Raw genomic sequence first — 15,200 nt, forward strand, 5'->3', positions numbered from 1 at the left:
CCTAATTCTCCGAAATCTTGGAGCCCTTGATGACGACATCCCCGGATGCCGTGATTTCAACCTTGGCGCCCTTGATGACGACATCCCCGTTTTTCTTCACCTGGAGCGTGGCGGACCCTACCTTCAGGGTGAACTGCTCCTGGGCGACCAGGGAGATTTCCTTGGCGGACAGGGTGTAGGCGTCCTTGGCGGCGTGATTGACCTTGCCGCCGACGCTCACGAGCATGTCCTTGTCCACCTTGAGCGTGCGGGACTTGCCGATCTCCTCGGAGAGGTCGCCGCCCACCTGCATCGTGCGCGCGCCCTTGACCGTCTCCGACTTCTTGGCGCCCACCACCTCCACCTTGGCGCCACCCACCTGTTCGGACTTGAGGCCGCCCACCAGTTCGTTGAAGGCGGCGCCCACGGTGACGGCGAGCGCGCCGCCCACGTTGAGCATCTTCCCCAGGGCCACCGTCTCCGCGGACGCCATGGCCACCGTGAGGGCCTGGTTGCCCGTGACGCTGATGGACTGGTCTCCGGCCACCGCCTCGGTGTGATTGCCGCCCACGGTGGTGGAGCGGTTGAGGGTGACGGCCAGCGACTGGTTGCCGGTGATGGTGCTGTCGTCGTTCTTCAGCACCGTGAGGGCCTGGTTGCCTTCGATGACGCGGGTGCGGTCCTTCTTCACCAGCAACGTCTCGTTGCCGCGGACCTCCTGCGTCTTGTCGTTCTCCACGACGATGTTGAAGTCCCGCTGCGCGTGGACATAGACGAGCTCGGTGCCGGCGGCGTCCTCGAAGCGCAGCTCGTTGGAGCCCGCGCCTCCGGGGCTGGAGCTGGAGCGCAGGGTGCTCTGCGTCTTGCTGCCGGGCAGGTCGATGGGCGTCGGGTTGGCGCCGTTGTAGACGCTGCCCGTGACGATGGGACGGTCCGGGTCACCCTCGAGGAACTCGACGACGACCTCGTGCCCGATGCGCGGCAGGTACAGCGCGCCCCAGCCCGGACCGGCCCAGGCCTGGCTGACGCGAATCCAGCACGAGCTCTTGTCGTTGTTCTTGCCCTCGCGGTCCCAGTGGAACTGGACCTTGATGCGGCCGTGCTCGTCGGTGTGGATCTCCTCGCCCGAGGGACCCACGACGATGGCCGTCTGCGCGCCCGGAATCACCGGCCGGGGCGTCACGCGGGGCGGGCGGAAGGGGACCTCTGCGGGCTGGCAGATGAACTCGTTGCGGTAGCCCTCGCGGCTGCGCAGCGACCCCTGCTCGATGCTCAGCGCCTCGGACTGGTGGCCCAGGTGCCGCACGGAGATGGGCAGGTACTTGCGGTTGGCGGACTCGTCGGGGTGCTCGGCCAACTCGAAGGAGTGGCCCACGCAGATGCGGCGGCTGTAGCTGGCGCCCGTCACCGTCTCCGCCCGCGCGCGCAGCTCTTCCAGGCGCACCTTGGCCAGGTTGCGGCCGGGGCCGGGCGCGTCGTAACGGCCGGGGTAGTCGTAGATTTCGAGCGCCACCTCGGCGTCGTCCGCCTCGGACGAGGAGCCCAGGTCCTGTGCGGGGCGCAGGAAGTTGTAGTCGCGCAGCGCGACGGCGCCGGGCTGGACCTCCGTCCGGGAGACCAGCTCGTGGACGTACTCCTGCGAGGCGACCATCTGGCTGCGCTCGCGGAAGACGAGCTTGGGCTCGCCCATCATCGCCGGGTTGGCGGAGGCGCCATCCCCCAGCACCATCATGTGGGCGTCCTCGCCGTGCTCGAAGAAGTAGAAGATGCCTTCCTCCTCGAGCAGGCGGGCCACGAAGTCGAGGTCCGACTCGCGGTACTGCACGCAGTAGTCGCGCTTCGGGTAGTCCCCCGTGAGCGCCAGCCGGTGCTCCACCTTGGCCTCGTCCAGCACCTTGTGGACGATGTCCGGGACGGTCAGCTCCTGGTAGATGCGGCTCTTGCGCCGGTGGCGGAGCGTCCACAGCCGGGGCACGACGGTGGCGCGGTAGCGGCGGCGCTCCGGGCCATTGCCTTCATCCCAGCGTGACATGCGCGACACGATGCCGTGGAAGAAGCGCGCGGTGCCGTCGCCGAGCATGATGGTGAGCCGGGCGTCCTGGCCCAACAACGCCTTCTCATCGATCTCCACGTCCGGCCGGGCGGCCAGCGCGACTTCGACGGCGTAGGGCTGTGACAGCGTCTCCTCGGCCTCGAACCCGAGGACCGCCAGCTCTCCGGCGGTGAATGGCCCTGCCTGGAACTCGAACTCAGCCTGGTTGGCTTGCAAGGCGGCGTTCGCGATCATCCACAGACCCCCGGGGCGGGGCCGCATCCAGAGGAGGTGGCCCGATAGTGGTGCGGCAGCATGCCACGAATTGACGTACCAAGGGGGCCTGACACGAAATTTTCATTGCCGCCGTGAAGCGCAGCCGGTGCCCACTCCATTTCAGGCAGCGCTTCGGTATAGAGTGGAAAAGGGGGGCTGGCTTGAAACCGCAGGTGTCCCCGGGGTACCCAGGCAGCTTCCTTCGGGGAGAATCATGAGAAGAAAAGAGCTCCTGCACCGCGGGCTCGCGTTGGCACTGGTGCTGTCGTCCCTGTCCGCTGGGGCGCAGGAAGGATCGCCCCTTCAGCGCGGGTTCGACCTGGAGCGCCTGGAGCTGAACCCCGGAGCGGAGGGCTCGCTGTTGGTGGGCCTGGGTGAGCTCCTTCCCAAGGGGCGCTTCCGCGCCACGGTGCTCGCGCACTACGCCCACAACCCGCTGCTCTTCGTCGATTCGGGCCGGGAGCTGGCGGTGGTGGGCAGCCGCGCCACCGCGCATCTGGCCGCCGCCTACGCCCCGTTGGACTGGTTGCAGGTGGGGCTCCAGGTGCCGCTGGTTGCCTTTCAAGGTGGCAACACGCTGCTGATGCAGGAGAAGAACATCGCCGCGCCCGCCAGCCAGGCCCTGGCGACGCCGCGCGTGAGCGGCCGGTTCGGTCTGCTGCGGCAGGATGTGCAGGGCGGCGTGGACCTCGCGGTGGAGCTGGGCGTGGGTCTGCCATTGGGCTCGCGCGACGCGTTCTCCCGGGATGGTGATTCGCTGCGCTTCTCGCCCAAGGTGATGGTGGGCCGCCACTTCGGCTTCGTCCGCGCGGGCGCGGAGATTGGCTATGAGCGGCGTCCGCGTCTGTTGTTGACGGAAAGAACGGGCGACCTCGAGGACGAGGTGGGCGAGGAGCTGCGGGTGGGCCTGGCGCTCGCCACCACCGGCCGGCGGATGCGGTGGGAGTTCAACGTGCGGGGCATGGTGCCGCTGACGAATCAGCCCACCTCCGTGGAGCTGCTGCCCGGCGGCCGCTACCTGGTCAATTCCTCGCTGGAGCTGTTCGGGTTGGTGGGCATTGGCGTCGGCTCCGCGCCGGGAACGCCGCTGTTCCGGTTGATGGTGGGCGGCGCCTTCGGTCAGGTGACGCCGCCGCGCGGCCCGGGCGAGTCGTCGGTGATGTGTGAGATGGGGCTGCCTCCCGAAGTGAAGGTCGTGGAGTGCCCCGACCTGGACGAGGACATGGACGGCGTCCGGAACGGCGACGACAAGTGCCCGCTGGTGGCGGGCGACGTCGCGCGGCAGGGCTGCTCCGCGCAGGACACCGACGGCGACGGCATCGAGGACATGCTCGACGGCTGCCCGCTGGAGCCGGGGCCGGCGGCGCGCCAGGGGTGCCCCATCCCCGACCAGGACGGTGACGAGGTCCCTGATGAAATCGATAGCTGCCCCAATGATCCGGGGCCCGCGGACAACCGGGGCTGCCCCATCCGGGACACGGACGGCGACGGCATCGACAACGACAAGGACGAGTGCCCGAACGAGCCGGGTCCTCCGGAGCGCAATGGCTGCCCGGAGTCGGACTCGGACAAGGACGGCGTGCCCAACCGGGTGGACAGTTGCGCGAACGAGCCCGGTGACGCGAAGAACCTGGGCTGTCCGCTGCACGTGCTGCCGTTGGTGGAGCTGCGGCCCGACCGCCTGGTGGTGATGGGCAAGGTGTTCTTCGAGCCTTCGCAGGCGCGCGTGCAGAGCCGCTCCTACGAACTGCTGGACTGGGTGGCGAAGGTCATCAACGAGCACCCGGAGATTCCGTCCGTCGTCGTGGGCGCGCACACGGATGACCGGGGCTTCCCGGATGCGAACCGCCGGCTGTCGCAGGGCCGCGCGGAGGCGGTGCGTCAATACCTCATCACCAAGGGCGTGGAGCCGGGACGCTTGCAGTCCGTGGGCTTCGGTCAGGACCGCCCCATCGACAGCAACGCGACCTCGAACGGCCGCGAGAACAACCGCCGCGTGGAGTTCCTGCTGGTGGTTCCCGAAAAGGAGAAGACGGGCACGCCCCGTCGCTGAGCCATGGGCCATCCACACAAGAGCGTCTCGATGAACGGAACGTGGCTCAGGATGGTGCTCGCGGGGGCGGTGGCGCTGAGCGCCATCGTCGCGGTCGCCGGGCCCGATACATTCTGGGTGGGCGGGAGCTCAGACGGCTCGCTGACCGTTGCCGAAGAAGAAGTGGCGCAGGTCAATACCTACGCCCAGGTCACCGCCATCAGTACGGATACGCAGGGCCGTCCGGTGCTCGACCTCGGGACATCACGGCTGGGCAGCGAGAACCTGAGCTTCGCGACCAACAAGCTCGTGTTGGTGCTCCAGGCCACCAGTCCCGCCGCTGGCCCCGTGCCAGGTTCGGGCACGGGGCAGAACACCATCGACCTGGAACTCAGCAGCGTCGGCCGGTGGGAGTTGGCGCGGGTGTCTTCGTACACGACAGGCACCCGGAGGATGGTGCTGACCCAGCCGCTCAAGCACGCCTACGAAGTGCTCGCCACGCAGGTCATCCTGGTGCCCGAGTACTCGAACGTCACGGTCGAGGACGACGCGGTCATCGAGGCCTTGCCCTGGAATGGCGTGACGGGCGGCGTGGTAGCGCTGTTCTCGAGCGGGGCCATCAACCTCAATGACACGGGGCGCATCAGTGCCTCGGCGAAGGGGTTCCGGGGTGGCGTCTTCACGCCCGAGCCGCCCCCTGAGGATGGGGGCACGCCCGCGGACGGATGCGACGCGGATGATGACGGTCCCACCGATTACCGCTTGGGCTCGAAGGGAGAGGGCCTGTCGGCGCACGTCTACGATGCGGGAACGACGCGGGGGAATGCGAACGCCACCACGGGTGGTGGTGGCGGCGCGTGCAGACAGTCGGGTGGTGGTGGCGGCGGTAACGCGGGGCTTGGCGGCATGGGTGGTAATGCGCGGGATCGCGCGAGCGGTGGCGCTTCACGTGACGTCGGCGGGCTGGGCGGTGCGTCGCTGGCCTACTCTCCGTTGACGCAACTGTCGCTGGGCGGCGGCGGCGGTAGTGGCCAAGGCGTGCACGCCACCGCGACAACGACCCCCAACGGCGGAGCCGGCGGAGGCATTGTCTTCCTTCGCGCGGCGAGCTTGAACGGCGGCGTCGTGGCGGCTTCGGGAGGGAGCGCCGAAGCGAGTGTCGTCAGCGGCGGCGGCGGTGGTGGTGGTGGCACCATCTCCCTTCGGCTCGTGGGAGCCTGCGTCGGAACGGAATTGCACGCGGAGGGTGGAACTGGCGGCGCCGTTCAATCGTCGTCATCGGCCGCGGCCAATGCAGCGGGGCCGGGTGGCGGTGGCGGCGGTGGACGCATCTTCTTCCAGTCCGCGAGCAGCTCGAGTTGCCCGGTGTCCGTGGCCGCGGGGCTCGCGGGAATGACGGCCAACGGAGGGCCGAGCTCACCGCCAATTCCTCAAGGCGCGCTGCCCATTCATCCAGTTCAGCATTCGCCGCCGTACGTGGGGACCGTCGGTTTCCTGATGGGTGGGATGCCAAATCCCATCGCGGTGCCAACACTGTCGGCGCTCGCATCCCCCATCAAGACGGCGTATCCCCAAATCACGGGAACGGGCACGCCGGGCGGGACGGTGCTCATCTATCGGAATCACACGGCCAGCTCTCAGGTCCAGGTGCTGCTCGCACGGACCGTCGTGGGCGCGAATGGCCAGTTCTCCGTGACGGTCTCCCTGCCTGCGAATGAAACGTCGACGTTGCGTGCGGCACATGAAGTTCAGGGGCTGCAAGGCAGCTACAGTGGGCCGCTTACGCTGCGGGTGGACACCCTGCCACCGGATACGCAGGCTTCCACGAGCGTGACGTTCCCCACGCGGGCCACGAGCATCAGCTTCACCATTCAAGGTTTCGAGGCGGATGGGTCTCCGTGCAATGGAACCACCACGCCCAGTTGCTCGTATGAGTGCAGGCTGGTGACTCCCTCGACGCCCAGCCCCAGCTTTGGGGCGTGTTCATCTCCTCGTACTTTTGCACTCAGTGGGAGTGGGACCCATCGCTTCGAGGCCCGTGCGATTGATGCCGCTCAGAACGTGGATGCGTCGCCAGCCATCATCGAATTCGTCGTGGACCATGACGCTCCCGATGTAGCGATTCTCGCTGCGAACCCAACCCCCCCCGCCGCACGTTCGCGATTCACGACCGCTGAGTTTGGTTTTGCAACGACTGCTTCCGATGTCGTGAGATTCGAATGTGAACTGGTTCGTCAGCCCCCATTTGACCCGCCGACGGGATGGGTCACATGTCCCGCCCATCATGGGCTGACGGGACTTCAGAACGCTGCCCAATACACGTTGTCGGTGCGGGCCGTGGACCGGGCTGGGAATGTGTCCGCAGCGCCCGCGACGCGTTCGTGGGTGGTGGACACGACGCCCCCAAACACAGAGTTCACGGGGAGCGCGCTGCCCACGGTGACGTCCGAGAACATCTCGTTCGCGTTCCAGGGCGTGGGCGGTGACATCGCGCGACTCGAGTGCAGCCTGGATTCGGCTGAGTTCACGACGTGCACGAGTCCTTATCGGCCGACGACGCGGCCGGCGGATGGTCCTCATGTCTTCCAGGTGAGGGCCGTGGACCAGGCCGGGAACGTGGATCCGACGCCCGCGATGCATCGCTGGGAGGTGGACACGGTTCCTCCGCCGGTCACCATCGTGAACAAACCGTCCGATCCGAGCAACCAGGCGACGGCGGGCTTTGATTTCGACTCCACGGCGACGGACGTCGTGCGCTTCGAGTGTTTGTTGGAGGCGAGCCCCGAACCCGAGCCGCCTTTGCCGAGTTGGCAGACGTGTGCGGCCTCCAGCCTGTTTCCGAACCTGACCCACGGGACGCGGTACACGTTGTCGGTGCGAGCGGTGGACCGGGCTCTCAATGAGACGGTGACGCCCGCGACGCACGCGTGGACGGTGGATCTGGTGGCGCCCGACACGGAGTTCACGGGTAGCCCGAGGCCCGCTGTGACGCGCCAGAACATCTCGTTTACGTTCCAGGGGTTGGGCGGAGATATCGCGCGCCTGGAGTGCAGCCTGGATGCCGAGGCGTTCAGGCCGTGCACGAGTCCCTACCAGCCGGCAGTGATTCCCGCAGACGGGTCGCACGTCTTCCAGGTGAGGGCCGTGGACCACGCGGGGAACGTGGACCCGACGCCCGCGACCCATAGTTGGGAGGTGGACACGCAGGCACCACCCGTCACCATCGTGACGAGACCCGCGGACCCGAGCAATCAGACGACGGCGGGTTTCGACTTCAACTCCACGGCGACGGACGTCATCCGTTTCGAGTGCTTGTTGCAGGCCGTGCCCGCGCACGTGCCACCGCTGCCGGGTTGGCAGACGTGTGGTGCTTCCAGCCTGTTCCCCAACCTGAGAAATGCCACCCGGTACACGTTGTCGGTGCGGGCGGTGGACCGGGCTGGCAACCAGTCCGATGATTTCGCCACGTATTCGTGGTCCGTGGACACGATGGCGCCGGATACGGTGTTCACGGGAAGCCCGAGGCCCGCCGTGACCCGCGAGAACATCGCGTTCACGTTCCAGGGCGTGGGCGGGGACATCGCGCGGCTGGAGTGCAGCCTGGACGCGGAGGCATTCACGACGTGCACGAGTCCCTACCAGCCGGAGACGATTCCCGCGGACGGGACGCACGTCTTCCAGGTGAGGGCCGTGGACCAGGCAGGAAACGTGGATCCGACCCCTGCGACGCATAGCTGGGAGGTGGATACCACCGCGCCAGATACCGCCATCAGCCCGACCTCACCCGCGCCCCCGCGTGACCCGACCAACGTGACGGCGTCTCCATTTGGTTTCACTTCGACCGCGACGGACGTGGCGTACTTCGAATGCCGTCTGAACACGGTGGCGCCGTCAACGCCCACCACGGGGAACTGGGTCCGGTGCCCCGCCGCGCATGTCGTTTCGGGGGGGGCGGATGGCACCCGGTACCAGCTCCAGGTCCGGGCGGTGGACCGCGTGGGAAATACAGACGCAACGCCCGCGAGTCACGCGTGGCTGGTGGACACCACGCCTCCGAATACGGCGTTCACGGCGGAGGTGCCTAATGCGTTGACGAGCCTGTTCAACGCTCGTTTCGGGTTCCATGCACCCGGCGCGGACGATATCGATCGGTTCGAGTGCAGCCTTGATGGCGGGCCGTTCTACACCTGCGCGTCTCCGCATGATCTGACCGTCGGTGACGGGGACCACACGATGCTCGTTCGCGCCGTGGATCGCGCCGGCAATGTGGACCAAACGCCCGCCACGCATTTCTGGCGGGTGCTGTCCGGCCCCGTGAGGACCTTCATCACCAAGCCGACGGAGACCCTCACCAACAACCCCCGGATGGAGTTCACCTTCTCGTCGACCAAGGGGAACGTCGAATTCTTCTGCCGTCTGAACACGGAGCCCGAGCGCTCTTGCGGCACCATCGACTCGGAGCGGCGTGAAGTGGACTGGGCCATCGACGTCGGCGAGGGCGACCACACGATGAACGTCCAGGCCGTGGACCTCGACAATCTCGATCGGGACACGGTGGGTGAGACCCGATACTGGACGGTGGACATGACGCCGCCTCCGGCGCCGCTCATCACCAATCCAGCTTCCACCTACATCAACACGCGGGCACCCGCCATCGAGGGAACCGCCACCGAGGGTGGGACTGTCACCGTGTACGACGTGGACTCCGTGCCGCCGTTGGCGCTTGGGTCGAATGTGATCTCAATCACGGGCTTGTGGCGGGTGGACGGGGTGCTGCTCTCGGAGGGCTCGCACACGCTGGGGGTCACGCATCGGGACGGAGCCAACAACACGTCCGCACTGGAAGTGTCTGAGCGTCGCATCATCATCGTGGACACGCTGCCGCCGGAGACCGCCGTCTCCGTTCGGCCTGCAGCGCGCGGGCGTGAGCGGACCGTCCACTTCGAGTTCCAGCACCTGAACGAGCCCAACTTCGCGACGTTCGAGTGCAGCCTCAACGGCGCGGACTTCCAGAACTGTCCATCACCCCATCAGGTCACCGTCGCCCAGGACGGGTCGCACTCGATGCGCGTCCGCGCCAAGGACCTGGCGGGCAACGTGGACCCTTCGCCGGTCGTCGTCGAGTGGGCGGTCGATTCCATTCCGCCGAGGACGACCATTGGGACGGTCCCCGCCGAGTTCTCTCAGTCGGCGGCCTCCAGCTTCGCGTTCACCGCGGTGGATGAGTCGGATGTCGTTTTCGAGTGCAGTTTGAACGATGGCGGCTTCGTGCCGTGCGCCTCTCCATTCGTGCCCACGGGCCTTGTTCAGGGGGTGAACCGGCTCGCGATTCGCGCCACGGACAGCGTCGGGAACGAGGAAGTCACCACCCCCGCTGCATGGACCGTGGATGACACACCGCCCGATTTGCCAGTGCTGGAGTCCCCGGAGGCCGGGAGCACGGTGGAGACACCCACGCCCCAGTTCCGCGGTGTCGCCTTGGGCGGCGCCCATGAAGTGTTCATCCATCTGGATGGTTTCTTGCTGGGGAAGGCCTCCGTGAATGCTTCGGGAGAGTGGCGCTACACCGGGACAGGGAACCTCTCGAGCGGCGAACACTTCGTGTCCGTCTACGCCGTGGACCGGGCCCTCAATGCGTCCGACCCGACGACGCCTTCGTTCTTCAAGATCATTCCGTCGACGGAGATCGACTCGCGGGGTGGCGGCTTGAGCTGCACCCTTGGAGGCTCAAGTGGCGGTACGCCGCTCACAGCCCTGGGGCTCGTGGCGTTCGCCCTGCTGGCCGCCCGCCGCGGGAGGCGGCCGTAGGGTAGGGGACAGCCGCGGGGATTGTGTGCTTGCGTCGGCGGGGGACTTCGGCTACTTGTGCCCCGCCGGAGAGCAGTAGCGGTGTGCGCGATTAGCTCAGCTGGATAGAGCGTTGGCCTCCGGAGCCAAAGGCCGCAGGTTCGAATCCTGCATCGCGCGCTCGTAGATGGGCCCGGAACTCGAGGAGATATCTCCTCAGGTTCCGGGCCTTTCTCTTTCCTGCGTGGTGTGGAGACTTGCAGGCCGGCTGAAGTGCCGCCTCGTCCCACGGTCGCGGTGTCTGACATCACCCAATCGTCGTCGCGAACGGCTCCTGTAGAGTCCGCGCTCTTTGCCAGGTGTCGAGCCCCGCTGGGGGGCCGTTCAGGGGCCTGGAGCGAGGTGACAGTGATGCGCCGTCTCCCGATGAAGGCATGGTGCCTGCTTCTGGTGCTGGGACTTTCGGCCTGCGGTGGCTCCGACGGCCCCTCCGAGCCCGCCGTTCCGAGTGCTCCGCGGTTGTTGGAGGCCCTCGCCGGGGACGCTCAAGTCACGGTGAGCTGGTCTGCGCCTTCGTCGCAAGGTGACAGCCCCATCCAGGGCTACGTCGTTCGGGCGCGGCTCAACGGAGCGGTGTCCGTGTCGCAGGAGAGCACGGCGACCTCGGTCACCCTCTCGGGGTTGACGAATGGGCAGACGTATACCGTTGTCGTCGCCGCTCGGAACGCGCAGGGAGAGGGACCCGAATCGTCGCCTTCTTCGCCGGTGGTTCCTCATGACATTCCAGGCGCCCCGCGCGACGTCACCGCGACGCCGGGCGACCGTCAGGCCGAGGTGGCGTGGTCCCCGCCGGACGCCGCGGACATGCCGGTGACGGGCTACGTCGTGACGGTGCGCCAGGGCGATACCGTCTTCACGACGGTGAACGCGACGGAGCAGCGGGCCCTCGTTTCCGGGCTGACGAACGGCACGGACTACCGCGTCACCGTCGCGGCCACCAATGCCGTGGCCGGCGGGCCGGAGTCCTCGCCGGTGGCGGTGACGCCGGTGGCGGTGCCGGGCGCGCCTCGGCTCGAGTTGTTCAATCGGGCGAGGACGTGGCTGGCCGTGCAGTGGGAGCCCCAGGACACGGGCGGCAGCCCCATCACGGACTATGTTGTCGAGCTGAGCCTGGACGGCGCGGTGGTCCAGTCGTTCGAGACGACGGAGACGTTGCAGCGCTTCGATGGATTGACCACGGGCGCCGCGTACCGCGTCACGGTGGCCGCGCGGAACGCCGTGGGCCTGGGCGCGTCCGCGGAGATTGCGGTGCTGAGGCCCTGCGACAGGCCTCTTTCGCCCACCCGGCTGTTGGCGGAGGCAGGGGACGGCCAGATTTCCCTGTCGTGGGGGGCCCCCGCGGACCTGGGCGGCTGCGCCCTCCGGGATTACCGCATCGACCTCCAGGCGAGGAATGGCGCGGCCCCGGCCCGCGTGGAGCGGACCCCGGAGCGGAGCCTGGTGGTGACGGGGCTCGTGAATGGGGTGGAGTACGACGTGACGGTCCGGGTCACCACGGAGGTGGGGGCCGCCGACAGAGGGGTGGCTTCGGTGGCAACACCTCACCCGGCGCCCGACGCGCCCGGCAGCCTCGCCGCGACGCCGGGCGATGGGATCGTGCTGCTCACCTGGGAGCCGCCGCCCCACGTTGGCGCACCGCTCATCCGCTACGTGCTGACGGTCGAGCCCGAAGTGGAGGGGCTGTACCTCATCGCGGGGGGACAGGCGCGGGAGTGGTACGTGGAAGGCCTGACGAACGGCACGGCCTACACCTTCACCCTGCGCGCGGAGAACAGCGTGGGCCAGAGTCCGCCCGCGACGGTGCAGGCCACTCCGGCACCCTGAGTCTTTGGCTCCGGAGGCCAACGCCCGGGCGTTGGCCTCAAACGCCTAGGCCTGCGCCGGCTCCTCGCGCTTGGGCAGGTGGAAGCGCACGGTGCGCACGCGGCGGGGAGAGGACTCGACGACTTCCAGCGTGAGCCCGCTCTGCGTCTGCACCTTGGTGCCCGACCCGGGGATGGCGCCACCGGACAGGGCGATGCACAGGCCGGCCACGGTGGCGTAGTCCTGGTCCTCGTCCAAGTCCAGGGACAGCGCCCGGTTGACGTCGCGGATGCTCGCGGTGCCGAGCACGAGGGCGGTGTTGGGGCCCTCGCGCTTCACCAGCTCCTCGGGGACCTCCGACTCGCTGAGGATGTCACCGACGAGCTCCTCGACGAGGTCCTCCACCGTCACCAGGCCCACCACGCCGCCACGCTCGTCCACCACCACGGCCAACTGCATGCGGCGCTTCTGGAGCTCGCGCAGCGCGTCCATGGCCCGCATCGTCTCCACGACGAAGAAGGGCGGACGCATCACGTCCTCGAGGATGATGAGGTTGCTCTCCCAGGCGACGCCCAGCAGGTCCTTGGCGATGACGTAGCCCACGATATTGTCCATCGTGTCCTCGTACACGGGCATGCGGGAGTGCCCGCCCTCCAGCAGCACGCGGCGAATCTCCTCGGGGCTGGAGTGACGCCGCAGCGCCACCATCTCGTCCCGGGCCACCGACAGCTCGCCCACCGTCACGTCGCCCATCTCGAAGGCGCGCGACGCGATTTCACTGGCGTGCTGATCCAACGTGCCCTGCTTCGCCGCCTCCTCCACCAACTGCTGGAGCTCCTCCGTGGACAGGCGGCCTTCCGTGAAGTTGGTCCGGTCTCCGAACAGGCGCAGCACCACGTTGGAGCTGGCCGTGAGGAACCACACCACCGGCTGCATCACCCACGACAGCCCCCGCAGAGGCCGGCCAATGAGCAGCGCGTAGCGCTCGCCGGCTCGCAGTGCGAGCGACTTGGGCACCAGCTCACCCAGCACAAGAGAGAGGTACGACACGAAGGCCACCACGCCGGCCAGGGCCACTTCGTCCGCCTGCTGCTCGGGCACACCCAGGCCCGTGATGAAGTCACCCAGGCGGGTGGCGATGCTCGCGCCACCGAAGGCGGCCGCCGTGGCGCCGATGACGGTGATGCCAATCTGCACCGTGGCGAGGAACCGCTCGGGGTTTCCGCGCAGGGCCTCCACCGCTTTCGCGGAGGCGCTGCCTTGCTCAACCAGTTCCTTCAGCCGGGTCCGGCGGACGGAGATGATGGCGAGCTCCGCACCTGCGAAGACGCCATTGGCCAGGACCAGCACAAGGATGATGAGAAGCTCGGTGACGATGATGGCCCTCCTCTCAGGGGCCCTCTACCCTATACGCCGGAGGCTGGCTGCTCACTCACCAAGTGATTGCAAGAGGAGCGACAATTGGTCGCGGCTCGCACCTTTTGGCAGGTAGTAGTGCGGCCCGGAGAGCAGGGCACTGCCTACATCCTGCGCCGCCGCCGAGGTCAGGAAGACGACGCGAGGTTGCGGGCCTCGGGGCAGCCGCTCCACGACCTCCAGCCCCGTCATTCCGGGCATGTTGAGGTCCAGCAACATCACGCCGTAGCGGTCGCCGCGCCTCAACGTCTCCAGGGCCTCCTGCCCATCCGAGGCCTCGGTCGTTTCGTAACCGAGGTCCTCCAGGCTGAGCCGGAGAAATTCCCTCCAGTCCGCGTCGTCATCGACGACCAGGACCTTCCTTGCGCCGTCTTCCGTTGCCAGTCGCGCCAATCGTCCTCCCCCGACAGGAGATGAACGCTGCTGAAGGGCCCCATCATTCTCCGAGCGTGATGATGTGGCGCACGCTCAGCGGACAGCCTGGCAAGCCCTGGCCCGGCGCAACCCCGAGCCAGGGGGCGCGGTGGCCTCAGCCGGCGAGCACCCGGCCGCTCTGAGGCAGGGAGGTGGCGGACTCCAGCCCCGTCGCGCGCAGCGGAACCAGCCGGGAGCCGCGGGCGACGCGCAGGCGGGTGCCGCGCCAGTTCACCGTCCGGGAGAAGAGCGCGTAGGTCCACGCCGCGAAGAGCAGGGCGTCCTTGGCGAACACCGCGGGCACCGCGTCCCACGTCAGCGGCTGGGGCCGCAGGGCGCGCACGGTGGACAGGTCCACCGCCACCTTGCCCAGCGCGACCACCAGGCACAGGGCCGCGCTCTCCTCAGACGGCGCGAGCAAGGCGCCCAGCAGCGCCAGCGGGGTGGGGTTGAGCAGCGCCTGCGCGAAGTAGGTGCCCGGCGACACGGCGGTGCGGTGGATGACGCTCCAGCGGACGTAGCGCTGGAAGAAGGACAGGACGCTCTTGCGCAGCGACACGTTGAACACCGGCGTGCGCGCCACCACCACGCGGCGACCCAGCTTGCGCGTCACCCACTGGCCAATGACGAAGTCCTCGGCCAGCACGTCCTTCACGGAGAAGAAGCCGCCCAGCGCGTCCACGTCCTCGCGGCGCAGCGCCATGGACTTGCCCACCACGATGTCCTGGTCCGCCGCCCGCTTGGCGGCGATCATCCCCGCCGCCGCGCTGGCGCTCAGGTGCAGGTTGTCCAGGAGCGAGCCGAAGGTGCGCTCACCCACGCCCGACACCGGGTGGGTGACGCAGCCCACGTCCGGGTCCTCGAAGGCCTGGGCAATCTCTTCCAGGTAGCCCGGCGCCACGCGCGTGTTGCTGTCGCTGATGACGAGCACGTCGTGGCGGGCCCGGTCCGCCAGGGTGATGAGCTGGTTCACCTTCGGGTTGCGGCCCGGCTCTCCCTCCTGGACCTCCAGGCGCATGACGTGGGGCCAGCGGGCCACGGCCGCGCGGGCCACGGCGAAGGCGGGGTCCCTGGCGTCCTTGACGCCCAGCACCACCTCGTAGTTCCCGGCGTAATCCAGCCCGGCGAACTGCTCGAGGTTGGCCTCCAGGTCGTCATCCACGCCGCACAGCGGCTTGAGGATGGAGATGCCGGGCCGTGCGCCGCCGGAGCGCGTGGGGGCTGGCGCTTCGCCGCGGTGGCGCAGCACCAGCGCGAACTGGACGGTGAGGACGAACAGCCCGATGCAGGAGGCAATCAGCAGGACGGTGGAAGCGAGCAACATTCGCGGGCAATCCCCGAGGCCGGTGCGCCGTCATGGCGCGACCACGGTGAGCACGCTAGAGGGCCTCCACGTCAGCC

General features: G+C 68.1%; 7 protein-coding genes and 1 tRNA gene. 4 read left to right on the forward strand and 4 right to left on the reverse strand.

Features of this window, described 5'->3' with window-relative positions; all coding sequences use genetic code 11:
- Position 1: 1 nt before the first annotated feature.
- A complete protein-coding gene (locus A176_RS10085; RefSeq protein ID WP_002639867.1) occupies positions 2-2,266 on the reverse strand; it encodes a type VI secretion system Vgr family protein in 2,265 nt (754 codons plus the stop codon).
- 235 nt (positions 2,267-2,501) lie between these two features.
- Between A176_RS10085 and A176_RS10090 the strand changes: the two genes are divergently transcribed.
- The 4 genes from A176_RS10090 to A176_RS10105 all read left to right on the forward strand — a co-directional run bounded on the left by A176_RS10090 (position 2,502) and on the right by A176_RS10105 (position 11,990).
- On the forward strand, positions 2,502-4,340 hold the full coding sequence (locus tag A176_RS10090) for an OmpA family protein (RefSeq protein WP_002639869.1): 1,839 nt from the start codon (positions 2,502-2,504) through the stop codon (positions 4,338-4,340).
- A 30-nt stretch (positions 4,341-4,370) separates the two neighbouring features.
- Positions 4,371-10,127, forward strand: a complete 5,757-nt coding sequence (agmC, locus tag A176_RS10095) for an adventurous gliding motility protein AgmC (protein WP_144429526.1) — start codon at positions 4,371-4,373, stop codon at positions 10,125-10,127.
- Between the two features lie 85 nt (positions 10,128-10,212).
- Positions 10,213-10,286, forward strand: a tRNA-Arg gene (locus A176_RS10100).
- A gap of 231 nt (positions 10,287-10,517) precedes the next feature.
- Positions 10,518-11,990 (forward strand): fibronectin type III domain-containing protein, encoded by a 1,473-nt coding sequence (locus tag A176_RS10105; RefSeq protein ID WP_082282718.1) that lies wholly within the window; start codon positions 10,518-10,520, stop codon positions 11,988-11,990.
- A gap of 45 nt (positions 11,991-12,035) precedes the next feature.
- Here A176_RS10105 and A176_RS10110 read toward each other — a convergent pair whose 3' ends face one another.
- The 3 genes from A176_RS10110 to A176_RS10120 form a co-directional block, all read right to left on the reverse strand.
- Entirely contained in the window at positions 12,036-13,319 is a 1,284-nt protein-coding gene (locus tag A176_RS10110; protein ID WP_002639872.1) for a hemolysin family protein, read from the reverse strand.
- Positions 13,320-13,397: 78 nt separating this feature from the next.
- Positions 13,398-13,778: a response regulator gene (locus A176_RS10115; protein WP_002639873.1), complete on the reverse strand. Its 381-nt coding sequence runs from the start codon at positions 13,776-13,778 to the stop codon at positions 13,398-13,400.
- A 136-nt stretch (positions 13,779-13,914) separates the two neighbouring features.
- On the reverse strand, positions 13,915-15,123 hold the full coding sequence (locus tag A176_RS10120) for a ceramide glucosyltransferase (RefSeq protein WP_002639874.1): 1,209 nt from the start codon (positions 15,121-15,123) through the stop codon (positions 13,915-13,917).
- Positions 15,124-15,200: the final 77 nt, after the last annotated feature.

This window comes from Myxococcus hansupus (genome assembly GCF_000280925.3).
Lineage (GTDB): Bacteria > Myxococcota > Myxococcia > Myxococcales > Myxococcaceae > Myxococcus > Myxococcus hansupus.

Bases quoted from the DNA above. Each gene is read 5' to 3' on its own strand.
- A176_RS10085 (WP_002639867.1), bottom strand. From the start codon at position 2,266: ATGATCGCGAACGCCGCCTTGCAAGCCAACCAGGCTGAGTTCGAGTTC.
- A176_RS10090 (WP_002639869.1), top strand. From the start codon at position 2,502: ATGAGAAGAAAAGAGCTCCTGCACCGCGGGCTCGCGTTGGCACTGGTG.
- agmC (WP_144429526.1), top strand. From the start codon at position 4,371: ATGAACGGAACGTGGCTCAGGATGGTGCTCGCGGGGGCGGTGGCGCTG.
- A176_RS10105 (WP_082282718.1), top strand. From the start codon at position 10,518: ATGCGCCGTCTCCCGATGAAGGCATGGTGCCTGCTTCTGGTGCTGGGA.
- A176_RS10120 (WP_002639874.1), bottom strand. From the start codon at position 15,123: ATGTTGCTCGCTTCCACCGTCCTGCTGATTGCCTCCTGCATCGGGCTG.